Here is a 23167-nt window from a genome sequence, read left to right on the forward strand (position 1 = left end):
CGCCGCCGGCTGGGGGAAGCTTCGGCGGCGCAACCGTTCAACCACAAGGCTGTCTAATCCGTTGTGGATTTAGGCCTTTGGTGCGACTCCAACAAAGGAGATGCCGGTGGTTGGGAGCGGCTTGAAGCCTTCAAGCTTCTTCTCATCCCATGCGGTCGGCAGCTGGCGGTGCAACACCGGGTACAGCGGTGCTTCTTCGGCGATGAGGTTGATGGCCTGCGTCCAGGCAGCGACGGCGGCGGCCTCGTCCTTGGCCTTGACTGCCTCGTCGAGCTTGGACTGCAGGGTCTTGTACTCGGCGGTCTTGGACCAGCGGAAGCGGTTGGTCGGCCAGACATCGCCGCGGTAGAACCAGCTCAGCAACAGGTCCAGGTCGTTGCCGAAGACCGACGGGTCACCCGGGGCTGCCACGATTGTAAACTTTCCGGTGTCGACGTAGTCGGTGTACAAGGCACCTGACTGCAGGTTCTGCATGGTGACCTTGACGCCCGGGAGCTTGTTCCAGGATTCGAGCAGCAGCGGCGCGATGTCCTTGACCCAGGAGGTGTCTGTGGTCAGCAACTCGATTTCGAGGTTGCTGACACCTGCTTCCTTGAGCAGCGATTCGGCCTTGGCCGCATCGTAGGTGTAGACCGTTGCAGCCTTGACGTACTGCGGGTGGGTTTCCTGCACGTAGGAGGTTGCTGCCTTGGCGTTACCCAGCAGTGCGCGATCAATGACCGTCTGGGTGTCGGTTGCATAGTGGAATGCCTGGCGCACGCGCTTGTCGGCGAACGGACCGGACTCACAGTTGAACATCAGGAAGAGCAGACCGAAGGACTGTACCGATTCGACGTTCATCTTTGACTTCAGGCGATCAACATCCAGGTACGGGACATCTTCGATGGCCGCAACGCGGCCGGATTCGGCGGCGGTGACGCGAGCTGCTGCATCCGAGAGCAGGTACCAGGTCATGGTGTCTGCCTTGGCTGGGTAGGCGCCGTTGTAATCTGCGAACTTCTCGAAGACGATCTTGTCGTCCTTGGTGGCCGAGATCAGCTTGTACGGGCCGGTGCCAACGGGAGCTGCATCGAATGCTGCCTGATCTGCGGAAGCCAGCTTCTTCGGGACAACCTTGACCACGGAGATGCGGGTCGGGAACAGTGGGAAGGCGTAGTTCAGGGTGAACACCACGGTGTCTTCGCCCTTGGCAGCAACCGACTTGATGAACGGAACGAACTGCGCGAACAGCGAGGCGTTCTTCGGGTCGATGACGCGCTCGAACGAGTAGACGACGTCGTCTACGGTTACCGCGTCACCATTGTGGAACTTGGCGCCGGAACGGAGTTTGACTTCCCAGCTGGTGTCGTTGAGCTGAGTTGGTTCGGCTGCTGCAAGTGCCAGGTAGCGTTCGCGGGTTGCCGGGTGCAGGTCAACGAGGCCCTCGAAAACGTGCATGTTGGCCGCGAAGGGGGTTGCGCCCGAGGAGGTCATCGGGTCAAAGCCGGTCGACAGTGCGTAGGAGATGCCGGCTTCCAAGTGGGTTGCTGCGCCCGAAGCGGCTGCACTGCCGCCTCCTGCCGCACCCGGGGAAGAGCAGGCCGCGATGGTTGCGGAGAAGGCTGCCGCCGCACCGATCATGCCACTCATCTTCAGAAATTCGCGACGGCCGCGGGGCTTGTTCGCCAGATCCTTCAGGGTCATTCTCTAACCTCTTTCAATTCCGTGCCGGTAAAGTCGGACGTAGGATGTCCTATGCTGTAGGTAAGACTGTAAGGCGCATCACCGCCCGTAGTCAACTGGCTCACACACGTGCCAATAGAAGATGATTGGTTATGAGCTGGGTTTTCCCACGCAAAACCCCACTCTGGAAGGTAAAAAGAAATGACCACCACGCGAACACCGCGGCTCGATGCCCATGCGCGGCTGCGCGCGCTCACGGCGGACATTACCAACCTCATCCTTGAGCGCGGCCTACTCCCCGGGGACGCAATGCCCACCGAGCAGGAACTCACCGCCGAACTCGGCGTGGGGCGCAACACCCTGCGCGAGGCAATCAAGGTGCTCCAAGCCCTGGGTGTTGTTGAAATCCGCCACGGCTTTGGCATGTTTGTTGCCGAGGAAAACCTCATTGCCCTTGCCGACTCGCTGACCTTCCGCGGGCAAATGTCGCTGCGCCACAAGGGACACGAGGCAAATGAGCTCGTCGATGTGCGCCAGGCACTTGAATCCGGGCTTGTCGGCTCGGCCATGGCCGCCATCAACGCCGAACAACTCGCCGAACTCGAAAAAACCGTTGAGCTCATGGAACAGCGTGCCTCCGTCGGCCAGAACTTTGTCGATGCCGATAAAGATTTTCACCGCATGCTCTTTGAACCACTGAACAACCAGTTGCTGAGCAACCTTTTGGGCGTCTTCTGGGATGTCTACCGCACCATTCACGAGGCAGTGGGTAGCACCGACGCAACAAAATCACACCTTGCCGAGACCGCACATTCGCACCGCGAACTGCTCGATGCGATCAAGGCCGGAGATAAGGCGCTTGCAAGCCAGCTACTCGGTTGCCACTTCGATGGAATTCGTGCCCAGCTCACCGCAGTAAACGCACAACCCGCCTAACTTTGCGGCACCACCCCTTCCCCTCATGATGGGTGCCGACGGAAAATAGGCCATGGAACTTATGTTCTTGACTATTTTCTTCACGGATCGGCACCAACGATGAGCGGCAATCCACTTCGGCATGCTGTAACGCGCATGCACGGCCGTGACCCACACGAACAAAACAGGGTTTCTTCCCCGCTTGAGTTGTTCTTTGATCTGACCTTTGCCATCTCCTTTGGCGTGGCAGCCGGGCTCTACGACCAGGCCGTGAGTTCCGGGCATTGGGTTACCGGGCTGATCAGCTTCGGCTTTTCAATGTTCGCGGTGATCTGGGCCTGGATTAATTTCAGCTGGTTTGCCAGCGCCTATGACACCGACGACTGGGTATTTCGGCTGGTCACCATGGTGCAGATGTTTGGTGTGCTGATTCTTTCCATGGGGTTGGGATCTGTTTTCACTTCCATTCAGGCCGGTTCCCACGTCGATAATCGCGTCATGGTCTTTGGCTACGTCATCATGCGCGTGGCGCTGATCTTCCAATGGCTACGCGCTGCCAAACAAGATCCGTCGCGCCGCTCTACGTGTTTGAGCTACGCAAAGTACCTGGCAATTGCCCAACTCGGGTGGATCCTCGTGATCATCTTGAATACCAGCGTGCAGCTCATGTTTGCCATGATCACCCCACTTTTTATCCTTGAAATGCTCACCCCGGTCATCGCCGAACGCAAAAGCCGTACCCCGTGGCATGCCCACCATATTGCCGAACGCTATGCGCTGCTGGTGATCATTGCCTTGGGCGAATGTTTGGTGGGCACCACCGATGCATTGCGTGCCGTGGTTGCGGAGGACGGCTGGAGCATCGAGACCATGGCCGTGGGACTGCTGGGAACCGTCCTCGCGTTCACCATGTGGTGGCTATATTTTGTCCTCCCCACGGGCACCGCATTACATCATCGGCGCAACCGTAGCTTTGTCTTTGGATATTCCCATATATTCGTCTTCTCCTCGATTACCGCGGTGGGTGCCGGCATGCGGATCTATGCTTCATACCTTGCCGGAGATAGCCCGGTCAGCAAACTCACGGTGATCATGTCAATCGCGATTCCCGTGGCCATCTACACACTTATGCTTTTATTCCTCTACGGCTATATGCTCAAGATCGACACACTACATCTGTGGATCGCAGCCGTGTGCCTCGTGGTTACCGCCGGATCAATTCTGCTTGTCGCGGTGGGTTCTCCCATGACGTTGAGCCTTGCAATGCTGGCTATTCCTCCGGCGCTTGCCATAATTCTGGATGAACGCATCGGGCACAAGCACCGTGCCGCGGCCCTCGAATCACTTGCCCGGTCCAAGACAATTGATCACCCAGTGGATTAGTTCTTCATCAGGACCTTGCCACCGACCAAGACCTCCACCTGCCGCATACCAGCAACGGCAAAGCGTTCTCGCCAGGTTCGATCGTGGCTCACGCTCAGCACGGCACCGGGATACTCGGCAAGGGCAATTTCCAGCTCTTCAACCAATTCCGGTGCAAGATGGTTTGTTGGCTCATCAAGTAATAAAAGATCGCTAGGAACGCTCAAGGCAATAGCCAAATCAAATCGCCTACGCTGCCCCAAAGAAAGAGCTGATAACGGCTTCATCAGTTCATCGGGGCGCAAAAGACCGGTACGCAGCAAGATTTCTATTGCCTCATCGCGGTAGTTCTTGGTTGCCCCAGCGAACGCAGCAACCACGTTGAGCGTTGAATCGCTGAGGTTCGAGCCTTCGCGCATTTCTTGGCGCAGGTGAGCGATCCGTAAGCCCTTCCGCCGCCACAGAATGCCATGCTGCACGAGGTATTCACCCTGTAGGAGACGCAATAGGGTAGTTTTTCCGGCTCCATTTTTCCCGGAGACAAGAAACCGGTCCCCCGCACTGATCTCCAACGACTCAATACTGAGCGCAGGTCTGGAGGCAGCGTCTAGGCAGATACTTTCGGCACGGAGAATCGGTTCAGACATCGTGGGCGCCAACTCGTCGTCGGTAAACGCGTGAACAAAGCGTAGTGGGTCAGCTGGTCGTGGTGCCGGATTCCTCTCAAGGCGGTCGAGGCGTTCCTTGGCCATCCGGATTCTGGATTTTGCCCCGTGATCACGCCCCCTCATCCTGAAGGCACCGTGCCCAAACCCAGCTTTCTCCATCTTTTGTGGAATTTGTGCAAGGCGGAAAGTATTTGCCGCAACCAATTCTTGGTTGCGTTCAAGTTCTTGTTCCCACGCTAGGCGTTCGGCATTCATGCGTTCTCGTTCAATGGCCCTGGCGCTCAAGTAGCCTTCATACCCATTGCCATAGCGACTGATTTTTCCTTCGTGCAGGTTCACAATGTCCGTGGCGAAGTTTCGCAAGAAAGTGCGGTCGTGACTGACAGCCACAAGTGCACCTCGGTGGGCGGTGAGTCGTTCCTCGAGCCAATTGAGCCCAGCTTCATCCAAATCGTTTGTTGGCTCATCAAGTAGCAATAGCGCGGGTTCGGAACTCAGTGCCGCGGCAAGCCCCAGCCGTGCTCGTTGCCCGCCGGAAAGTTCTGCAACCTCGCGTTGCCGATCAAGTCCGCCCAGACCCAGTTGATCGAGCGCAGCGTCAAGTCTGATTTCAAGCCCGTAGCCATCACGTGCTTCGAATTCCGCGCTGAGCTGCCCCAGCTTTTTAATGAGGACCGGGTGCATAGATTCCGGCGCCTGGGCAAGTTCGAGGGCTGTAAGTTGTATCCGGTTTTCAATATCTCGTAGCTGCGCCAGGAGCAGATCAAGGGCCTCGGAGACCGTGGTTCCAGAACAAAACATTGGGCGCTGTTCCGCAATTGCCAGCCCACCGGGGATATCGAGCAATAAGTCGCCGGCATTTAGTTCGACAGTTCCGGCTAATACACCAAGGAGCGTTGATTTTCCCGCTCCATTTTCACCAATCAAGGCAAGCCTGTCGGTGGCGCCAATGATCAGGTCTAACTCAGTGAATACCAACCGATCGCCATAGCGAACGGTACCGGCCCGCAGCTGACAGCTAAACCGGGAAGAAAAAGGGGAAAAGGATTGAGGAGTCATGGGGGAAACCATTACTTTCTCCACCGTTATCGAAAGTATCGTTCCGGTGGCGCACGCAGCACATATTTCTAGCGCGCTACGAAAAGTGAGTACGGGAAAAGTCCTCAGGTCCCCAAGGTTTTAGAGACCTGCTTAGAACCCACCGCGGAGAAAACTCAACGCGGTGTTCCGTACTACAGAAATAATGTACCCATGATTCGATGCTAACAGCCGAGCCACTTGGTGCGTCAAGTAGTGATCAAAATTCCATGGCTTTTTAGCGCCCACGGGCGGATGCTAGAAATATGAAACCTCTGGCTCATAGCGCCACTTATGTGGAATCAACAGAAACCGACATCCACGAAATCACCGCCACCTTAGTTCACGACCTCGGGGCTCCCATGGTCCAAACGATGGCCGGCAGCAAGGATGCCACCGCTCCCCATCGCTGGGCTCACCCGGAGGGCACCGGTCCAAAATTTGTCGAGGAGCAGCGTCTTCGTCTGGGATATCGGGTGTGGCTCAGCCTCGTACCGCAACGAGAGGCCAAGGAGGCCGCCACATGGTTAGGCTCGGCCCATCCAGAGCTCAACGGCCAGTCTCCTGTCATTTTTATTCAACAGCTTCATACCCGTGAGATCGTTGCACTCGCCGAAGCGTTTGCCGCAGATCTGGCCGGGGCTCGTTAGCTAGCTGGCATCAATGGCGTCTTGGTTAGACCCATTGATGCGGGGCTGGCTTTCGTGTTCCGGGCAGAGCGGTGTTTTCGCGCCAAGCTGCAATCCATTCGGGCAACACCAGATCCTCGGGCACCACTTCACCCACCGCCGCAATGATCTCTTCGTTGCTGACCGGCCCGGCCTTGGAGATCAACCGGGTGGCAATTGTTGCCTGTGCATAGATTTCCCCGTTGGCTACCATGCGCTGTTCAAAGTAAATACAACGCTCATCAAAACCGAGCAGCTTGGTTTCTTGGGTGAATTTCTGATTGAAGACCACTGATTTGCGGAAGGTGATGGTCTCGGCCTGAACGATTGGAGTCCATTTGTTTTTCCGCATCACATCCCATGCACCGGAGCGCAGCATTAGTTCAAAACGACCCAGATCGAACAGTGAAAAGTACATGCCGTTATTAATATGGCGGGCCGCATCAATATCGGTGATCAGTGCGCGCATTGGCAACGAGACCGGGTCAAATATGGAAACGGCGGGGCGCTTACGGGCCGTGGCGATCAGGAACAGGAGGCGAAAAAGTACATGCATAAACCAAAGCCTACTCGTGAGTAACTTATTCGTCACGCAACTCACTCGAATTACTGATTGACATATCCCAATGAGTTGATTCATCATTGTCTTACCGGAGTGCCACCGTGCTCCGTCGATCCTCACCATCTTCAGGACCCCACCCATGGCCCCGCGCGCACTAAAACCTTTCGCCCACCGCGACTACCGAATCCTTCTAATCGCCATGGCCATCAGCGTTTTTGCTCATGGCATGTGGGCAGTTGCCATGGTCTATCAGGTACGTCACCTCGGCGGTGGACCGGGGCAACTTTCGGTTGTCGCAACGGCAACGTCCATTGGATTACTCGGCTTCGTATTGATCGGTGGGATCACAGCAGATCGCATCAGCTGCCGAAAAATCATCATCTTCGTCGAGGCAGTATCCCTTACGGTGATGACCACCCTGGCGATCCTTGCCTCAACCGGAACCATCGCGCTCTGGCACCTGGCACTTGCCGGATTCATCCAGGGTTCCGGTGCCGCGTTCTTCTTCCCCGCTTACTCGGCTCTGCTGCCCCGCATCCTGCCTGCAGATGACTTACTGGCAGCCAATGGCATGGAGGGCATGGTCCGCCCGGTCCTCCAGCAAGCAGCGGGGCCAGCAGCCGCCGGTGCGCTTGTCGCTTCTTTCGCTCCCTCCATGGCGATCATTGGAATCGCGGTCTGTCACTTGGTAGCTTTCGTGGTGCTCAATTTACTTGGCCAGCACAAGGCTTATGACGCTCATCTTGAGCCCGGGGCCAAACGACCCAGTGCACTTGCCGATCTGCGCGAAGCCGTCAGCTATACGCTCTCCACCCCTTGGTTGCTCTGGACTTTGCTCTTCGCCGTCATTTCGGTACTCAGCTTCATTGGCCCCATTGAGGTTCTACTACCCTTTGTCGTCAGCGATCAATTGGGCGGAGACGCCCAAACCTTTGGTTTCATGCTCGCCGCCTTCGGTTTGGGCAGCGCCGTGGGTTCGCTGGTTACGGCTTCCTTCCCACTCCCCCGCCGTTATCTGACATTCATGTTTGCGTTCTGGGGGTTCGGGACCTTGCCTCTGGCGTTTATTGGTTTGACGTCTTCACCCTGGCAACTGGCAATCTTGTTGATCGTCGTAGGTATCACCGGTGGCTTGGGTCAGGTCATCTGGGGAACCTTGCTTCAACGCCGCGTGCCGCATCACATGCTCGGGCGAATCTCCTCACTGGATTTCTTTGTATCGCTGGCGCTCATGCCGGTGTCAATGGCTTTAGCCGGACCATTGGCCGCGGTGATTCCCATTTGGACGATCTTCGTTGTCGCGGGTGTGGCTTCTCCGATCATCGGTATCGTCGCCTGGCTTGCGGGAAAGCTGTACCGGGACGAGATCGATCATCCGCTGGATCGTGTAACAACTCCGGTGCCAGCCGAATCATAATTTCTGAAAACAACAAATGTCCTGTGGATAACCCCTCCCTTATCGTTCAGGGAGGGGTTAGGATGTCTGCTAATTGACTCCCACGAATCGTAGGCCTGAAGTATGGTTACGAAACTTAAGAAAGTCATGCTCGTGCTGTGCTCCGGTGCACTGGTATTTTCTGCCGCAGGTTGCGTTGGAAACTCAGACCCGGTCCAAAGTCCCTCTGTGCAACCGACACCAACACGCTCTGCCAGCGGTCCACCGCCCAGTGCCTCCCCCACGGCAAAGCCAACGCCCACGCCTATTCCGGGTAGTTCAAAAGGGCCCGCGAAAAACTGGCCAGTTCCCAAGATGCCAGAGGCCGCGAAGGAAAAGTCCATTGAGGGCCTCAAAGCATTCGTACCCTACTACTACGAGTTGCTTGCGTACACCCTGAATACTGACGACTCCAAACCGGTGCGCAAAGTAACTCATGCCGACTGCGATGTCTGCTTCGAAGAATTCATCAATACCGCGGACGGAAATAAGGTTGCCGGGTCTTGGATCACCGGAGCCGATTTCGAAACATCGATCACACGGGCAATCGTTGATGGAAAAAGCGGTGTCGTACTCTTTACTCTCATGCAAGGCCAAATGCTCGTCTATTCCAGTACAGGAACGCAGTATGCGTCCTTTGAGGCTTCTTCAAAGCCTCTGCCGGGTTCAATGCTTCTGCTTTACGACAATGGATGGAAAGTTCAGTCGATTGAAACCGAAGAAGAATCTTAATGACAGCTCTACGCATCTTCTGCCTCGCGGTTATTTTCCTCATTGCTCTGCCGAATTCAGGTGCTTTAGCAGCTACCCCGCAGATCACCAACAAAGGTGAAGTTTGCCAAGAAATTAAAAGGATCGGTGGAAAACGAATCCTCATTCAAGTGGCTTGCCCAAAAGTAGCCGACTATTCCGGAAATCTTGGAACGCCAAAGCGTTCAAAATCCAAAACTATATCCAACGGCCCCAAACTAAAATATGCGGTCAGTTATTTCACTGAATGTACTCCCGATATGTCGATACGGCTGGGCTGCGATGCCATTGCCGAAGCAACATGTCCAGGTGGAGGGTGGCGAACATTCCGCGTAATCCGCGCAGTAAACGGACCTCGTGCCGGTCAGGTTATCTCGGTTGTACCGTACTGCACACTCGAACCACAAATAGATATTCCCGGAGCGGCCAACGACATCGCTAAGGTCACCCTCGAACAATTCCGCAAGATGCCGCTCATTGCATCCACAATCATTAGCCAGCCAGAAAACTTCTCACTGCGCAACGGTAACGCTCATCTCTACGCATCGTCCAAGAATCAAAATTTCAACATCACGCTCTTTGATCAAGACGTACGCGTTAGAGCAATCCCCGTTACCTACGCATGGAAATACGGAGATGGCTCCGCCCGAACGCTGAAGTACTCCGGTGGCCCGGTGGCCGACCACGGGTTCGACGAAGAAACCAGCACCAGCCATGTTTACAAAGAAACCGGCGATTTCCCAGTGGGACTGACCACCAGTTTCCGTGGCGAGTATTCAACCGAGGGCGGTCCGTGGACACCCATTCCAGGTCTTGCCAACGTTCCAAGTGAACAAATCACCATGAGCGTATGGCGGACCAAGAAGGTCTTGGTCGCTGATAACTGCAACCAAGATCCCTCAGGTCCGGGCTGTTCTTCCCCGTTTGAGAAGTAACAGCAGTCCCCTGCTTATAAATACGGCTTGGTGATGGACTCGATGTAGTGGCCGGCCGGATCCAGCAGGTATACCCCGCGTCCACAGTGCTCGTTATTGGTCTGGCCCGGACGAGTACGTTGGGGATCTGCCCAGTGTTCCAATCCCTGCTGTGTGATGCGCTCATAAGTGCGATCAAAGTGGGCGTCATCAACCAAGAACGCGTAGTGCTGCGGTGGGAAATCGATGGGTGGCTGCGCAATTTGCAGCATGACACCATCATCCAATTGGACATTGATGAATGGTCCCCAGCTCGGAATCGCCCGCGCTTCGGCAATCTTAATATAGAATTTTGCCGAGGCTTCTCTGTCTTTGGCCGCGATGATCGTGTGGTTAAAGGAAATGCTCATGGTTCTTGCTCCTGCTTTCGTTTGTAGTGCTTGACGAAAGATGCAGGCAACACAGTAGTACCCCAAAAATGGGTCTGGCAGTGTGAAAAGTGTGCGCCGGAAAAGAAGGGCTCTTGCTGATAGGCAAGACTGCTACCACCATGGGTGGCGAACCATGACGGTACGCGGTGGCAACGACGTGTGTTGCTTACTCCTCCATCTCAGCTCAGCCCTGTGGGCACAGCAAAAATACTTTCATGCGAGCTCCGCGATGACAAGACGAGGTCAGCACCAATACCTCAGGAATACTTTGAAAGTTCCAATTCTTCCGGGCCGAGTAATTATTCGGTTCCACGGCGTCTATTAGTTGCTTGCAAGATACCAACTGGTCACTTGGGATGCCTAGGCTCATGACCGCAACCTCAACGAATACGTTCAAGGTTGCCTCAATAGTTAGAAATCTTGAAAGGCTTTAGCGTGCATTCTTCTACTTCGGTTCCCCGCCGCGGACTACTCATCGGCGGTGCCGCAACCGCTGTGACCGGAATACTGGCCGTCGGCGCCCTTCCGGCAACTGCCTCCGCCACCGTTCCCGCCAAGCAAAACGCACCGGGGAAAGCCAAGCTAAAGTTCGGCAAGAACGGCAAGTTCAAGATCGTTCAGTTCAACGACACCCAAGATGGCCCGCGGACCGATAAGCGCACCATCGAGCTCATGGATCAGGTACTCGATACCGAAACGCCAGACTTCGTGCTGATCAATGGCGATGTCATCGATGGTCAGCCCAAGAGCGATCTTGAGGTCAAGCAGGCAATCAACAACGTGGTCATGCCCATGGAGTCCCGCAAGATCTCTTGGGCGCTGACCTTCGGTAACCACGACGAGGACTCGCTCTCCAACGGCACCTCGATGACCGAAGCGAAGATGCTCGATTTTATCCGTGGGTACAAATACAACGTGAACACCCCGGAAGACGAGATCTTTGGCTCCTCAAACTCTCAGTTGTTGATCTCGGGTTCACGCGGCAACAAGCCTAAATTCGGCATCTGGCTGCTGGATTCCGGCCGCTATGCGGCAAGCAACATTGCGGGCCAAGACTTCAAGGGTCTGAAGAACTATGACTGGATCCGTCCCGAACAGGTGCAGTGGTACCGCGAAACCTCGCGGGCCACCGAACGCCGCCATGGCTTGGTTCCCTCGCTGATGTTCTTCCATATTCCTCTCTGGGAGCACCACCACATGTGGTACGGATCCCAGTTCACCTCCAACGAAGCCGACCATACCGCTGCCCGCAAGAAGCACAGCATCGTGGGCGAGAAAAACGAGGGCGTCTACACCGGTGCTTTCAACTCAGGACTCTTTACAGCGATGCTCGAGCGTGGGGATGTGCGCGGTGCGTACTGCGGGCACGACCACATCAACACCTACATGGGCAACTACTTCGGCATCGAACTCGGTTATGGTCCGGGTACCGGCTTTGGCCCGTATGGCAAGAACGGCAACGACAAGCACCAGTTGCGTGGGGCCCGCGTCTTTGAACTCGATGAGAACGCCAAGGACATCTACACCTCAACCCGCACGGTCTTTGCCAAGGACTACGGCATCAATATGGATGCCGCGCGTCAGCCACTTCCGGCACCAACACCGTTGCCCAACTACGTCAAGTAAGTGACTCGCTAGCAGCGTTTGCCGATCTGGCGCGGCGTCCTGTACCTGGGTGCCGCGCCTCAAACGTTTTTACGTGTAGGCACGGCGGGTGTGCGCCGGCCGGGTTCCGGCGGCCTCCTCGATGGCATCGGCGGCACGGATCAATCCCAGATGCGAAAACGCCTGCGGGAAATTCCCCGTCATATGCCCCGCCACCGGATCATATTCCTCGGCCAACAGGCCAAGATCATTCACAATTCCGGCGAGCTTATCCATGAGTTTTCGGGCCTCATCCAGCCGATTCGAATGCGCATATTGTTCAATGAGCCAACATGAACACACCAAAAACGGGTTCTCCCCCACCGGTAGTCCATCAATACTCGATTCGGTTCTATACCTACTGACAAATCCATGCTCATCCACAAGATCGGCCTCGATGCGCGCCACGGTGCCCAGCATGCGCGGATCAGCATAATCAACGAATCCCACGTGAGCCAGCACCAAGAGTGAGGCATCAACCTCGGTGCCACCATAGGTTTGCGTGAACGAATTCAGTTCCGCATTAAACCCTTGAGCCAAGATTTCTTCGCGCAACTCATCGCGCGCTTTCTCCCATCTTGCACATTCACCGGCGAGCGCATGATGTCTTACGGCGTGCACCGCACTATCGAGTGCTGCCCACATCATGACGCGCGAATGGGTGAAGTATTGGGTTTCGCCGCGCATTTCCCATAGTCCGTGATCCTTATGCCGCAGGTTGGCAAGCACGTTGCGCACCAGTGCCTTTTGAAGTGGCCAGGAGAAGTGGTCTTCACGCCCACCCAAGGTACGCAGATCTTCCAGTGCCACCATCACCTCACCAATGACGTCCCCTTGGTATTGGCCAACGGCCCCATTGCCGATGCGTACCGGGACCGATCCGGCATAGCCGGGTAGTTGGTGAATGATTCGTTCGCTCAAATCTCGTTCACCGCCTAGTCCGTACATGATTTGAAGTTTGTGGTGATCCCCGGCAATGGCACGCAATAACCAGTCACGCCAATTCAATGCCTCGCCCTCAAAGCCGTGGGTCATCATGGCTTGCAGGGTCAGAGCCGCATCGCGTAGCCAGCAGAAGCGGTAATCCCAGTTCCGTTCTCCGCCCAGAAGTTCGGGTAGTGAGGTGGTTGGCGCGGCAACGATGCCGCCGGTTTTTCTGTGTGTCAGGGCCTTGAGCACCAGCAGGGATCGACGCACTAGGGGCTCATAGTCTCCGTGCGGAGGAATTGTATCTGCCCAACTGTGCCAGTGCTTGGCCGTTGCCGTCATGGCAAGGCCCACATCGTTGGGTTCGGGAGCCGGTTCGTGGCTGGGATGGCAGGCGAATTCAAAGTCGTAGATATCCCCGGCATGAACCGTGAACTCATCCTTGTGTGAATGTTTGCTGGCCTTGGGTAGCCGCGTTGCATAAAGCACTGCCGCGTGTGGCCCGGCAACCGCCACCAAGGATTCGGTGCCCTTGATGGTGTCAAAGCTACGTCGCACCCACGGCAGTACCTGGCCATAGTCGTAACGGATCACCAGCTCGTGTTCCATCACCATTGATCCGCTCAGCCCCTCCACGCGGCGAATCACGCTTGAATGATCCCCGCTCATGGGCATGAAGTCTGTGACAAGCACCTGCCCGTTCGCGCTCCCCCACAGGGTACGCAAAACAAATGAAGAGTTCAGGTAGTTACGCCCCAAGACCTTGCCCTCGCGCGGAGCAAGTAACCAGCGGCCGTGATCATTGGTGCCCAGCAGGGCCGCAAAGACGGATCCGGAATCAAAGCGTGGGAAACAGAGCCAATCAACCGAACCGGTTTTAGAAACCAAGGCGCTGGTCAGCTGGTCGGATATCAGCGCATAGTCTTCGATGGGCGTACTCATGAACCTAGCCAACACCCGAAAACCACTCTCGGCAAGGGCATAGGCTTTCTGGCACTTAGCTGCCGTGCCCCCGGCGCGCTCCCAAAGCACCGCAATGCGATATGTTCATTGACTGGGAAGGGAAACAAAAACAATGAAACTCACTGCGCTACGCGAGAAATTCCTCTCCGGTCAGTCCCCGCCACTGACATGGGAACGCAAAATGCCAGATGCTGCGGCACTACGCCGCGATGTCTGGGTAACTGTCGTTGTATTGTTCTTCGCGCTGCTTGCCATGGAGATGATGCTCAGCTTCGCATCGGGTGAGAACGCACCGGATCGCCTCACCAGCTATCTAGCCATCAGCGCACTGGTGGCCCCACTGGCGGTACGCCGGCGCTTCCCGATTGTTTCAATGCTGATACTCTCGGCATTCTTCATTGCTTTCGGCACCTGGTTGCCGGCGGTGATGGTGCAGTTGGCCCCGCAGATTACCTACTTCGTTGGCCTTTATACCGCTGTAGCGTGGGCACGGGATCGCAAAGCCCTGCGAGTTGCGCTCTTTGGTGTGCTCATCGCGATGTTCCTATGGCTCCTCATTGGCATTACCAACGCCAAGCTGTTCTACGGTTCGGAGCTGAATCTTCCCACCGGCGCAGAAACCTCGGGCGTTATCGACCCGGTGATCGCCTACGCCGGGTATAACTTCCTGGTCAACATCTTCTACTTTGGTGGCGCCATCTATCTGGGGCTCTCGGCCTGGCGCTCGGCCTGGAAAAACGAAGTCGTCATTGCCCAGGCTGCGCAGCTGCGTGAACAATCGGCAGAGCTTGCCCGGCGGGCCGTGATCGATGAGCGATTGCGCATTGCCCGCGAACTGCACGACGTGGTGGCCCACCATATTTCCGCCGTAGGTGTGCAGGCCGCCGCCGCCCGCATGGTCCAACCCCGCGATCCACAACGGGCCGCCGAGCTCATGCGCGGGATCGAAGATTCCGCACGTCAGGCCGTGGGCGAGACGCGGGCTCTGTTGCGCGTGCTGCGCCACGAGCCCGATTCCTCAGCGGCCGATCCACAGGCACATCGTTCCCCCGAACCCGGGTTGCGCGATATCCCAACGCTCGTGGAACAGGCAACTAGGGCCGGGCTCAAGGTCCAACTCATCAGGGTTGAATACCGTGATGGGTTCTTCGACTCGCTGAGCGCAGGACTGGGCTTGGCCTTGTACCGGATCGCCGCCGAATCCCTAGCAAATGTGCGCGAACATTCAACGGCCCGCAGCGCGGTGCTTTCGCTGCGCAGCGGCAAGGACGAAGCAGGTGAATGGGCGGAAGTTGAGGTGACAGATGATGGCAATCCACTGACCAACACCGGCGGCAGCGGCTTTGGCCTGCGCGGTATCCGCGAACGCGCCGAACTCCACAAGGGACTCGTGGAAATTGGTCCCCGGACACCCAACGGATGGCGAACTCGAGCCCGCTTGTCTGTCCCGTCCCCCACACATCTCACCCCCATCGAATCTTCTACCGGAGTCACCCCATGAGTACCACGCAGACACGTAAAATTCGCGTCCTAATCTGTGATGACCAACCACTGATCCGTTCCTCTCTAGAACTCATCCTGGGGACCGACGAGGGCCTTGAAGTGGTTGGCACGGCAGCCGATGGCGCCCAGGCCGTTTCCGCTGCTGCTGAGCTGAACCCGGACGTGGTGTTGATGGACATTCAAATGCCGGTGCTTGACGGTGTTGCCGCCACCGGGCAGATCACGGCCACCGGTCAAGCCAAGGTGGTGGTGCTGACCACCTTTGATCGCGATGACTATCTCTTTGATGCAATAGATGCCGGGGCCAGCGGTTTCCTGCTGAAAAACACCGAACCCGAGATGCTCATTGCCGCGGTGCACGCAGCCGCCGACGGTCAGGCGTTGCTCTCCCCCGAGGTTACCCTGCGCATTATTCGTCGTGGCACCCAGATCCCAGAAAACACTACAACCACGCTGCCAGAACCACCCGTTGCAGCGCTTTCACTTGAGGATCAGCGCGTCCTGGATGCGCTCACCGCCCGCGAACGCGAGGTGCTCATCAAACTCGCAAGCGGCCTCTCAAACACGGAAATCGCAGCATCCCTGCAGGTCTCCGAGGCAACGGTAAAAACTCACCTGTCAAACATTCTTGCCAAGGCCGGGCTGCGTGATCGCGTGCAGGCGGTTGTCTTTGCCTACCGCACCGGCCTCATCCCTTTGACTGAGTAATTTCCCGCCCAGCTCCAACGACGGAGCCAAGTTCACCATTTCGGGCGATCTGTTTATCCTTGTCCTGCCCCTAGATTAGGAAGTAAGGGAAAAGCGGCGGCGCAGCACAATATTGTGTGGCCACCACACACGGGCAGAAGGAAACAGTTTCGTTGTTAGAGGTAAAGAATCTCACGCGGCGCTTCGGCGATCGCACCGTGCTGCATGATGTTTCATTTTCGGTCCCCGTCGGGGGTATGACCGGGTTTGTTGGTGCCAACGGTGCGGGAAAAACCACCACCATGCGCATCATCATGGGAGTGCTCAAGGCCCACGCCGGCGAGGTCTTCTTCAATGGCTCACCGATTACCGCCGAATCTCGTGCCCGTTTTGGCTACATGCCCGAGGAACGCGGGCTCTACCCCAAGCAGCAGGTGCTCGATCAGCTGCAATATCTTGGTCAGCTACACGGTATGAGTCGACTCGATGCTCGTGCCGAGGCACTGAACCTACTTGATCGCTTTGGCATTGCCGAACGCACCAAGGACAAACTCGAATCCCTCTCATTGGGTAACCAACAACGCGTGCAGGTTGCCGCATCGCTCATGCACCATCCCACGGCACTGATTCTCGATGAACCGTTCTCCGGGCTCGATCCCCTCGCGGTGGATTCAATGACCAAACTCCTGGCCGAACGCGCGGCCACCGGCGTTCCCATTTTGTTCTCCAGCCACCAATTGGATTTGATCGATCAGCTCTGCGATCACCTGGTGGTACTTGCCGAGGGCAAGATCGTTGCCGCCGGTTCGGCGGACGAACTCCGTGCCCGCGCCACATCAACCCACGTGCTGATCACCCCACCCGATGCCGGGTGGTTGCGTGAAGAACCGGGTGTGAGCGTGCTCGATGTCGCAGGCCCTCGGGCCGTCATCGAGTTTGCCGACGAGGCCACCGGCCAGTCCGTCCTACGCTCGGCCATCGCCCGCGGGGCGGTCACCGAGTTCGCACCGCAGCGGCCCTCGCTTGCAGCAATCTACCGGGAGGTCATCCGATGAGCACCAGCACCGCCGAATCCACGGACCCCGCAACAGCCGACACCCGCACCCCTGCCTGGCAGATCGTCACGCTACGCGAAATCACCGTCAAGCTGCGTGATAAGTCCTTCATCGTCTCAACGCTCATCACCCTCGCATTGATCATCGCTTCAATCGTCGTCACGGGCCTCTTGGCCGAGCGCACCACCGAATCCTCGGTTGCCGTGGTGAATAATGGCCGTGCCCAAATCCTCGTTGATGCGGCAAACCAGCTGGCCAAAGAACAAGAACAGAAGATTATCCTCACCGTCAGGCCCTTTGACTCCGGGGAAGTAGCCGCCGAAGCCCTGCGCGCCAAGAGCGTGGATCTGGTGCTCATGGGCACCGCCAGCGGCTATGACCTGACCGGGCTCAACGATGTTCCGGCAGAGATTGAAAAGTTACTCTCCGATGCTGCAAGCACTCAAGCGCTGAAGCTCAATGCCGAAAAGCTTGGGGTTACCGTGGCCAGCCTCGAGGATGGATCGGCCATCAATACGATATTTCTAGAAGGTAGCCAGGAACGAAACTCCATGGCACTTGTCATGGGTCTCGTATTTTCCATGCTGTTCTACATGTCAGCGCTGATCTTTGGGATGCCCATCGCCAACTCGGTGGTCGAGGAAAAACAGAACCGCGTGGTTGAAATCCTTGCCACGGCCATTCCTATTCGTCAGCTGCTGGCGGGCAAGATCCTGGGCAACATGGCACTTGCCATGGGTCAGCTCTGTCTGTTTGTCGGCATCGGTCTGTTGGCGCTGAGTCTGACGCCCACCGAGGTTCCATTCCTGTCTTTGGTCTTTGCCACCTCCGGCTGGTTCCTCGCCTTCTTCATGACCGGGTTCCTGATCCTTGCCGCGGTGTATGCGGCGCTCGGTTCCATGGCCGCCCGCGTTGAAGACCTGCAGCAGTCAACGGGTCCGGTGATCATTCTGCTGGTTGCCGCACTTTTCACCGGGGTCTATGCCAAGGGCAGCGTCTTGGTCATCGCTTCCTATATCCCAGTGATTTCCTCGGTTGCCATGCCCATCAGGCTGCTGGCCAGTGATGTACCGCTGTGGGAGCCAATCGTTTCGTTGCTGATTGCCGTTGCCGCAGCGTGGGCCATGGTGCTGCTCGGTGAGCGCATCTACCGCCGCGCCATTATGCAGACCGGCGGTGCACTGTCCTGGCGAAAGGCGCTGAAGCTCGAGGACTAGTGGTGACTCTACCGCCCAACTTGTACAAGTTGTACACTTCAGGCATGACTTCCGTGACCCTCTCTCAGTTTCGCAATCGTCAAAGTGACTACATTGCCGTTGCCCAGCGTGAACCGGTAGTGATCACTTCTCGAGGCGCAGGCCGCCGTGCCATCGTTGTCTCCCCGGAGTTTTTTGACCGTGCGATGCAAGCGTTGGAAGACCAAGCGGACATCCAAGCTGCTGCGGATGCACGCCGCAACCCCGAGCGCATTTCACATGAGGAACTCATGGCCGATCTAGGCCTCTAAAACTTCAGCGGCCTAGCTCATACCATAGACGATTTCGTACAGCAGCGCCGCCGCCAAGTCATTTCGGAATGTCCTTCCCCAAGAACAAGTAAGGCTCAAGAAAGCGATAGAAGAAATCGCGCTATATCCCTCACCCGATTGGTAGCATTCAGCTCGCTGGCGGAGAGGGCGAACGGCGAATCCGAGTCGGCAATTACCGCGTTGTCTATGAAGTCATTGATGACCAACTCATTATTCTCGTACTTCGCGTTGGGCACCACCGTGAAATATACGGATAAGCTGGCCCACCACTAGGTCTGTGGCACGTCATGATCACACTACTACTCGCGAGCTGGTCAATGTACGCGGTCAACGCTTTGCTTGACCCGTAATGGGACCCAAGCGCTCACATCAACATGAATGGCGGAAGGGACAGTCCGCCGTAGCGCATTTAGGCGACAGTGCCATCGTCACACTCTAAGACCGCTGCTCTGCGGTCAGCGGGCTAGCCTTCATCTCATCCATCACAAGTTTTTGGCGATGCAACGCCAGAACGATATCAAGGACCTTATCGATCGCTTCGCGAGCAGATCCTGCCAACCGGATTGCTTTCGCTTCCTCGATCTTGGTTTTGTCTACATCAACTGAAGTGACTTCCATGGAAACCACGTTCTCTTCGCTTGATCTATATGAACAAGTTTATAAACGGTCGGTAGCTCCTGGGAAGAACCTAGCACTGGCGACTCCGAATTAGCTTTTATACCTTGGCAAAAGTCCGGAGAACAGCGAAGGCTCGCAGCCTCCCCCAAGGGAAGCTACGAGCCTTCGCGATATTGAACTATCCGGTTATTAGATGACCGAGTCGCTCAGGTGGTTCGGGGTACCGAAGCGGTGCGCGGTAATGGAGACTGCCTGCTCGTGCAGGAAGGTCAGCATTTCCACACGGCCCGCAGAAACCACGTTGTTGGCGTAGATTGCAACATCCGGCTTGCCGTTTGTAGCTTCGGCAACATCCATGATGTTTCCACCGATGAGGCGGATACGTGCCGCAGAGTCCGGGCCGGTCTTTGCAGCAAGGCGAGCGGCACGGGTGCCAAAGGCCTGCGCGTCTTCAATGAAGACGGTTGCCGAAGATTCGGTCAGAACCGTACGGATTGCTGCCGGAATCTCCACTGCCGAGGAAACCGTGACGCGGGATCCTGCAGCAACACCTGCAGCAACCACGCGGATCAGTTCGGCAATGCCGTGACCCGAGGTTTCAGACTCGAAGCGAACCGTGACCGGAAGTGCGCGGTAGCGGAAGACGTTGCGCTCTGCGTGCAGGCCGGAAACGTCCTTGGCGGTGTTGAACTCGTTGATCCACGCATCGTTATCCGAGGCAAGTGCGCCCTCGAGCCAGGAAAGATCGCTCTCTTCAAGGCCCGCGGTGCGTGCTGCATTGAACAGTGCCGAAGCCTTTGCTGAGAGCAGACCCGACTTCTCAAGCGGAGCATCTTCCCAGGCGCCCATGCCCACCAGGTAGTTGGGGCCGCCGGCCTTAGTGCCTGCACCAATTGCCGACTTCTTCCAGCCACCGAATGGCTGACGCTGCACGATGGCACCGGTGATGCCACGGTTGATGTAGAGGTTACCGGCCTGGATGTTCTCCAACCAGTACGCCATCTCATCCGAGTCCAGTGAGTGCAGACCCGAGGTCAGTCCGTAATCGATGTCGTTGACAATCGCCACTGCCTCTTCGAGGGTTTCTGCGGTCATCACGCCGAGGATCGGACCGAAGTATTCGGTCAGGTGGTATTCGGAACCGCGCTTGACACCCGAGCGTACGCCCGGGCTCCAGAGCTTGCCCGAGTCATCAAGCTTCTTAGGTTCCAGAACCCACTTTTCGCCTTCGCCCAGCGTGGTCAAACCGCGCAGCAGCTTGCCCTGAGCTTCCTCGATGACCGGACCCATCTGGGTCTGTGGGTCATGCGGGTAACCAACCTTCAGCGAGCGAATGTCATCGATCAGCTGGTTGTGGAAACGCTTGGAATCCGCAGCCGAACCAACCAGGATAACCAGCGAGGCGGCCGAGCATTTCTGGCCGGCGTGGCCGAAGGCCGATGCCGCAACATCCTTGGCCGCGAGGTCAAGGTCGGCGTTCGGGGTAACGATCAGCGCGTTCTTACCCGAGGTTTCTGCCAACAGTGGCAGATCCTTACGGAAGGAACGGAAGAGCTGTGCTGTCTCGTAGCCACCGGTGAGGATCAGACGATCAACCGATGGGTGGGAAACCAAAGCTGTGCCAAGGTCGCGCTCGGAGAGCTGAACCATCTGCAGGACATCGCGCGGCACGCCGGCTTCCCAGAGCGCTTCGACCATGACGGCGCCGGAGCGTGCTGCCTGGCCTGCAGGCTTGATGATGACCGAGGAACCCGCGGCAAGAGCCGAGAGGGTCGAGCCGGCCGGAATGGCCACCGGGAAGTTCCACGGCGGGGTGACAACCGTCAGCTTGGATGGAACGAACGTTGCACCCTTGACATTTTCGAGCTCAAGACCACGCTGTGCGTAGTAGTGCGCGAAGTCGATGGCCTCGGAAACTTCCGGGTCACCCTGATCCAGGGTCTTGCCACATTCGTTGCCCATGACCTCGAGCAGATCGGCACGGTGTGCCTCAAGTGCGGCACCGGCCTTGTGCAGGATTGCCGCGCGAGCTGCGGCACCCATGGCAACCCAAGAATCGGAGGCGGCAACTGCCGTGTCAACGATCTTGTTCAGTTCATCTTCGGTGTGAATCAGGGCCTTGGCCACCGATTCGACACCCAGGGTGGAGTTGACCATCTTGTTGACGATTTCGCGGCCCCAGGCACGGTTACCCGGCAGGTCCGGGTCCGTGTCCGGGGTGTTTTCAAAGTCGCGGGTGCCATTGGCCAGGCCGGCAAGCTTGGCACCGATCTCTACCTCGTCAACAATATTGCGGTTCTGGATGCGGTGCGGGGCCGGAACCGAGTCATCAAGATCCGCCAGTGAGGCCAAGAAGCGCTGCTTCTCACGCTCAAAAAGCGCCTCGTTCTTGTCCAGCTCGAAGACTGCTGACATGAAGTTGTCCTGGCTTGCGCCCTCTTCGAGGCGGCGGATCAGGTAGGCGATGGCCACGTCGAACTCGCCCGGGTGTACAACCGGGGTGTAAAGCAGCAGCGAGCCAACGTCCTTGCGGACCGCTTCGGCCTGACCGGTGGCCATGCCCAGCAGCATTTCAAATTCGATGCCTGCTGTCACGCCGCGAGCCTGTGCCAGCAACCATGCCAGGGCAACGTCAAAGAGGTTGTGGCCGGCAATGCCGATGCGCACGTTTTCAATGTGTCCCGGGCGCAGCGAGTAGTCGAGCACCGACTTGTACGAGGTATCCGAGTCCTGCTTGGTGTGCCAGGTGGCAACCGGCCAGCCGTGCACATTAGCTTCGGCCTGTTCCATCGGAAGGTTTGCACCCTTCACGACGCGCACCTTGATCGGTGTACCGCCGCGGGCGGTGCGTGTGGCCGACCATTCCTGCAGGTGGATCATGGCCGAGAGGGCATCTGGCAGGTAGGCCTGCAGCACAATGCCGGCTTCCAGGTCCAAGAATTCTGGGCGGTCAAGGATCTTGGTGAAGACCGCAATGGTCAGATCCAGATCCTTGTACTCTTCCATGTCCAAGTTGATGAACTTCTTGGCAGGAGAGGAGGTTGCTGCAAGGTTGTAGAGCGGGAGCAGCTTCTCAATGATGTGTTCGACGGCTTCGTCGAAGGCCCAGTGGTTGTGCGGGGCAACGGTTGAGGAGACCTTGATGGAGACGTAGTCGACGTCGTCGCGGGCCAACAGCTTGTGGGTGCCTTCGAGGCGGCGGGCGGCTTCGCCCTGGCCCAGGATGGCTTCGCCCAACAGGTTGACGTTGAGGTCGATGCCTTCCTTCTTGATCTTGGCGATCGAGGCACCGAGCTTGGCATCGGTGGCATCGATGATCAGGTGGCCGACCATTTCGCGCAGTACCTTACGGGCGATCGGGACTACGACGCCGGGCATGATCGGAGCCATGGTGCCACCGAGGGCAACGGCCGACTTCATGTACCAGGGAAGGAAGGAAGGGACCTTCGGGGCAAGTGCCTTGAGGTTTGCAGCGGCAACCTTCAGGTCCTCGGGACGGATCACGCCATCAACGAATCCAACCGTGAAGTCAAGACCGTTGGGGTCCTTCAGGACGCCGGCAAGCTGTGCAGCGGAGGCATCGACGGGGAACTTTGCACCCTCGGTGAGCCAGTGGCGCACCAGTTTAATGGTTTCGTCGGCCAAATCTTGGGGACGAGTCAATGGGGTGCCATCGGCTGCGAGTGCCGGGGGCACTGTGCGCACGTGCGGGGTCGTGAGGGACACGGCTGCTTCTCCTTGGAAGGTCATGATGTGTGGCTATTACCCTGCACTGTTCCACACACCACTAGGGAGGTA

General features: G+C 57.2%; 20 protein-coding genes. 13 read left to right on the forward strand and 7 right to left on the reverse strand.

All coding sequences use genetic code 11. The features are described 5' to 3' along the window. Nucleotides 1-69: 69 nt before the first annotated feature. Entirely contained in the window at nt 70-1683 is a 1614-nt protein-coding gene (locus CQ018_RS18350) for an ABC transporter substrate-binding protein (protein WP_105551459.1), read from the reverse strand. Nucleotides 1684-1863: 180 nt separating this feature from the next. On the opposite strand from CQ018_RS18350, the gene CQ018_RS18355 reads away from it, so the two are divergent. Together CQ018_RS18355 and CQ018_RS18360 are read left to right on the forward strand one after the other, a co-directional pair. After that, nucleotides 1864-2598 carry a FadR/GntR family transcriptional regulator gene (locus tag CQ018_RS18355; protein WP_105551460.1) on the forward strand — a complete coding sequence of 245 codons (735 nt, stop codon included), beginning with the start codon at nt 1864-1866 and terminating at the stop codon, nt 2596-2598. Between the two features lie 99 nt (nt 2599-2697). Beyond that, nucleotides 2698-3960, forward strand: a complete 1263-nt coding sequence (locus CQ018_RS18360; protein ID WP_105551461.1) for a low temperature requirement protein A — start codon at nt 2698-2700, stop codon at nt 3958-3960. Here the strand turns inward: CQ018_RS18360 and CQ018_RS18365 are convergent. Next, nucleotides 3957-5666: an ABC-F family ATP-binding cassette domain-containing protein gene (locus CQ018_RS18365; protein ID WP_181150005.1), complete on the reverse strand. Its 1710-nt coding sequence runs from the start codon at nt 5664-5666 to the stop codon at nt 3957-3959. The genes CQ018_RS18360 and CQ018_RS18365 overlap by 4 nt on opposite strands. A 284-nt stretch (nt 5667-5950) precedes the next feature. On the opposite strand from CQ018_RS18365, the gene CQ018_RS18370 reads away from it, so the two are divergent. Beyond that, entirely contained in the window at nt 5951-6334 is a 384-nt protein-coding gene (locus CQ018_RS18370; protein ID WP_219844091.1) for a hypothetical protein, read from the forward strand. Nucleotides 6335-6359: 25 nt separating this feature from the next. Here CQ018_RS18370 and CQ018_RS18375 read toward each other — a convergent pair whose 3' ends face one another. Continuing rightward, the gene (locus tag CQ018_RS18375) at nt 6360-6908 is read right to left on the reverse strand and encodes an acyl-CoA thioesterase (protein ID WP_105551464.1); all 549 of its coding nucleotides are present in this window, start codon (nt 6906-6908) and stop codon (nt 6360-6362) included. 145 nt (nt 6909-7053) lie between these two features. On the opposite strand from CQ018_RS18375, the gene CQ018_RS18380 reads away from it, so the two are divergent. From CQ018_RS18380 to CQ018_RS18390, 3 genes are all read left to right on the forward strand, one after another. Further along, on the forward strand, nt 7054-8331 hold the full coding sequence (locus tag CQ018_RS18380) for an MFS transporter (protein ID WP_105551465.1): 1278 nt from the start codon (nt 7054-7056) through the stop codon (nt 8329-8331). 126 nt (nt 8332-8457) lie between these two features. After that, nucleotides 8458-9081 carry a DUF6318 family protein gene (locus tag CQ018_RS20155; RefSeq protein WP_258142740.1) on the forward strand — a complete coding sequence of 208 codons (624 nt, stop codon included), beginning with the start codon at nt 8458-8460 and terminating at the stop codon, nt 9079-9081. A 278-nt stretch (nt 9082-9359) separates the two neighbouring features. Further along, a complete protein-coding gene (locus CQ018_RS18390) occupies nt 9360-10034 on the forward strand; it encodes a hypothetical protein (RefSeq protein WP_146111955.1) in 675 nt (224 codons plus the stop codon). A gap of 14 nt (nt 10035-10048) precedes the next feature. Here the strand turns inward: CQ018_RS18390 and CQ018_RS18395 are convergent, their stop codons facing one another. Continuing rightward, complete coding sequence (locus CQ018_RS18395) at nt 10049-10423, reverse strand: VOC family protein (protein ID WP_105551468.1); 375 nt, start codon at nt 10421-10423, stop codon at nt 10049-10051. A 456-nt stretch (nt 10424-10879) separates the two neighbouring features. Between CQ018_RS18395 and CQ018_RS18400 the strand changes: the two genes are divergently transcribed. Next, nucleotides 10880-12070 (forward strand): metallophosphoesterase family protein, encoded by a 1191-nt coding sequence (locus CQ018_RS18400; protein WP_105551469.1) that lies wholly within the window; start codon nt 10880-10882, stop codon nt 12068-12070. A 69-nt stretch (nt 12071-12139) separates the two neighbouring features. Here the strand turns inward: CQ018_RS18400 and CQ018_RS18405 are convergent, their stop codons facing one another. After that, on the reverse strand, nt 12140-13957 hold the full coding sequence (locus CQ018_RS18405) for a glycoside hydrolase family 15 protein (RefSeq protein ID WP_105551481.1): 1818 nt from the start codon (nt 13955-13957) through the stop codon (nt 12140-12142). A gap of 133 nt (nt 13958-14090) precedes the next feature. Here CQ018_RS18405 and CQ018_RS18410 point away from each other — a divergent pair, with 133 nt between their 5' ends. From CQ018_RS18410 to CQ018_RS20885, 6 genes are all read left to right on the forward strand, one after another. Next, the gene (locus tag CQ018_RS18410) at nt 14091-15479 is read left to right on the forward strand and encodes a sensor histidine kinase (protein ID WP_105551470.1); all 1389 of its coding nucleotides are present in this window, start codon (nt 14091-14093) and stop codon (nt 15477-15479) included. Further along, entirely contained in the window at nt 15476-16189 is a 714-nt protein-coding gene (locus CQ018_RS18415) for a response regulator transcription factor (RefSeq protein WP_105551471.1), read from the forward strand. Before CQ018_RS18410 ends, CQ018_RS18415 begins: the two co-directional genes overlap by 4 nt. 152 nt (nt 16190-16341) lie before the next feature. Further along, a complete protein-coding gene (locus CQ018_RS18420; protein WP_105551482.1) occupies nt 16342-17223 on the forward strand; it encodes an ABC transporter ATP-binding protein in 882 nt (293 codons plus the stop codon). Beyond that, on the forward strand, nt 17220-18440 hold the full coding sequence (locus CQ018_RS18425) for an ABC transporter permease (protein WP_105551472.1): 1221 nt from the start codon (nt 17220-17222) through the stop codon (nt 18438-18440). The genes CQ018_RS18420 and CQ018_RS18425 overlap by 4 nt, the downstream gene beginning before the upstream one ends. 44 nt (nt 18441-18484) lie before the next feature. Further along, nucleotides 18485-18730: a type II toxin-antitoxin system prevent-host-death family antitoxin gene (locus CQ018_RS18430; protein ID WP_105551483.1), complete on the forward strand. Its 246-nt coding sequence runs from the start codon at nt 18485-18487 to the stop codon at nt 18728-18730. Nucleotides 18731-18909: 179 nt separating this feature from the next. Continuing rightward, nucleotides 18910-19008, forward strand: coding sequence for a type II toxin-antitoxin system RelE/ParE family toxin (locus CQ018_RS20885; RefSeq protein ID WP_374954218.1), 99 nt, complete (start codon nt 18910-18912; stop codon nt 19006-19008). Between the two features lie 178 nt (nt 19009-19186). On the opposite strand, the gene CQ018_RS18440 is transcribed toward CQ018_RS20885, so the two are convergent. Together CQ018_RS18440 and CQ018_RS18445 are read right to left on the reverse strand one after the other, a co-directional pair. Beyond that, nucleotides 19187-19369: a hypothetical protein gene (locus CQ018_RS18440; protein ID WP_105551473.1), complete on the reverse strand. Its 183-nt coding sequence runs from the start codon at nt 19367-19369 to the stop codon at nt 19187-19189. A 189-nt stretch (nt 19370-19558) separates the two neighbouring features. Continuing rightward, nucleotides 19559-23119 carry a bifunctional proline dehydrogenase/L-glutamate gamma-semialdehyde dehydrogenase gene (locus CQ018_RS18445; RefSeq protein ID WP_105551474.1) on the reverse strand — a complete coding sequence of 1187 codons (3561 nt, stop codon included), beginning with the start codon at nt 23117-23119 and terminating at the stop codon, nt 19559-19561. Between the last annotated feature and the right edge of the window lie 48 nt (nt 23120-23167).

Origin of the sequence: Arthrobacter sp. MYb227 (assembly GCF_002975435.1) — a bacterium.
Classification (GTDB): domain Bacteria; phylum Actinomycetota; class Actinomycetes; order Actinomycetales; family Micrococcaceae; genus Paeniglutamicibacter.

What these genes read in the sequence shown, in the direction of transcription:
- CQ018_RS18430 (WP_105551483.1), top strand. Translation starts at nt 18,485, where the DNA reads ATGACTTCCGTGACCCTCTCTCAGTTTCGCAATCGTCAAAGTGACTAC.
- CQ018_RS18395 (WP_105551468.1), bottom strand. Translation starts at nt 10,423, where the DNA reads ATGAGCATTTCCTTTAACCACACGATCATCGCGGCCAAAGACAGAGAA.
- CQ018_RS18390 (WP_146111955.1), top strand. Translation starts at nt 9,360, where the DNA reads ATGTCGATACGGCTGGGCTGCGATGCCATTGCCGAAGCAACATGTCCA.
- CQ018_RS18415 (WP_105551471.1), top strand. Translation starts at nt 15,476, where the DNA reads ATGAGTACCACGCAGACACGTAAAATTCGCGTCCTAATCTGTGATGAC.
- CQ018_RS18360 (WP_105551461.1), top strand. Translation starts at nt 2,698, where the DNA reads ATGAGCGGCAATCCACTTCGGCATGCTGTAACGCGCATGCACGGCCGT.
- CQ018_RS18355 (WP_105551460.1), top strand. Translation starts at nt 1,864, where the DNA reads ATGACCACCACGCGAACACCGCGGCTCGATGCCCATGCGCGGCTGCGC.
- CQ018_RS18425 (WP_105551472.1), top strand. Translation starts at nt 17,220, where the DNA reads ATGAGCACCAGCACCGCCGAATCCACGGACCCCGCAACAGCCGACACC.
- CQ018_RS18380 (WP_105551465.1), top strand. Translation starts at nt 7,054, where the DNA reads ATGGCCCCGCGCGCACTAAAACCTTTCGCCCACCGCGACTACCGAATC.
- CQ018_RS20155 (WP_258142740.1), top strand. Translation starts at nt 8,458, where the DNA reads ATGCTCGTGCTGTGCTCCGGTGCACTGGTATTTTCTGCCGCAGGTTGC.
- CQ018_RS18410 (WP_105551470.1), top strand. Translation starts at nt 14,091, where the DNA reads ATGAAACTCACTGCGCTACGCGAGAAATTCCTCTCCGGTCAGTCCCCG.
- CQ018_RS18365 (WP_181150005.1), bottom strand. Translation starts at nt 5,666, where the DNA reads ATGACTCCTCAATCCTTTTCCCCTTTTTCTTCCCGGTTTAGCTGTCAG.
- CQ018_RS18375 (WP_105551464.1), bottom strand. Translation starts at nt 6,908, where the DNA reads ATGCATGTACTTTTTCGCCTCCTGTTCCTGATCGCCACGGCCCGTAAG.
- CQ018_RS18440 (WP_105551473.1), bottom strand. Translation starts at nt 19,369, where the DNA reads ATGGAAGTCACTTCAGTTGATGTAGACAAAACCAAGATCGAGGAAGCG.
- CQ018_RS18445 (WP_105551474.1), bottom strand. Translation starts at nt 23,119, where the DNA reads ATGACCTTCCAAGGAGAAGCAGCCGTGTCCCTCACGACCCCGCACGTG.
- CQ018_RS18405 (WP_105551481.1), bottom strand. Translation starts at nt 13,957, where the DNA reads ATGAGTACGCCCATCGAAGACTATGCGCTGATATCCGACCAGCTGACC.
- CQ018_RS18370 (WP_219844091.1), top strand. Translation starts at nt 5,951, where the DNA reads ATGAAACCTCTGGCTCATAGCGCCACTTATGTGGAATCAACAGAAACC.
- CQ018_RS18350 (WP_105551459.1), bottom strand. Translation starts at nt 1,683, where the DNA reads ATGACCCTGAAGGATCTGGCGAACAAGCCCCGCGGCCGTCGCGAATTT.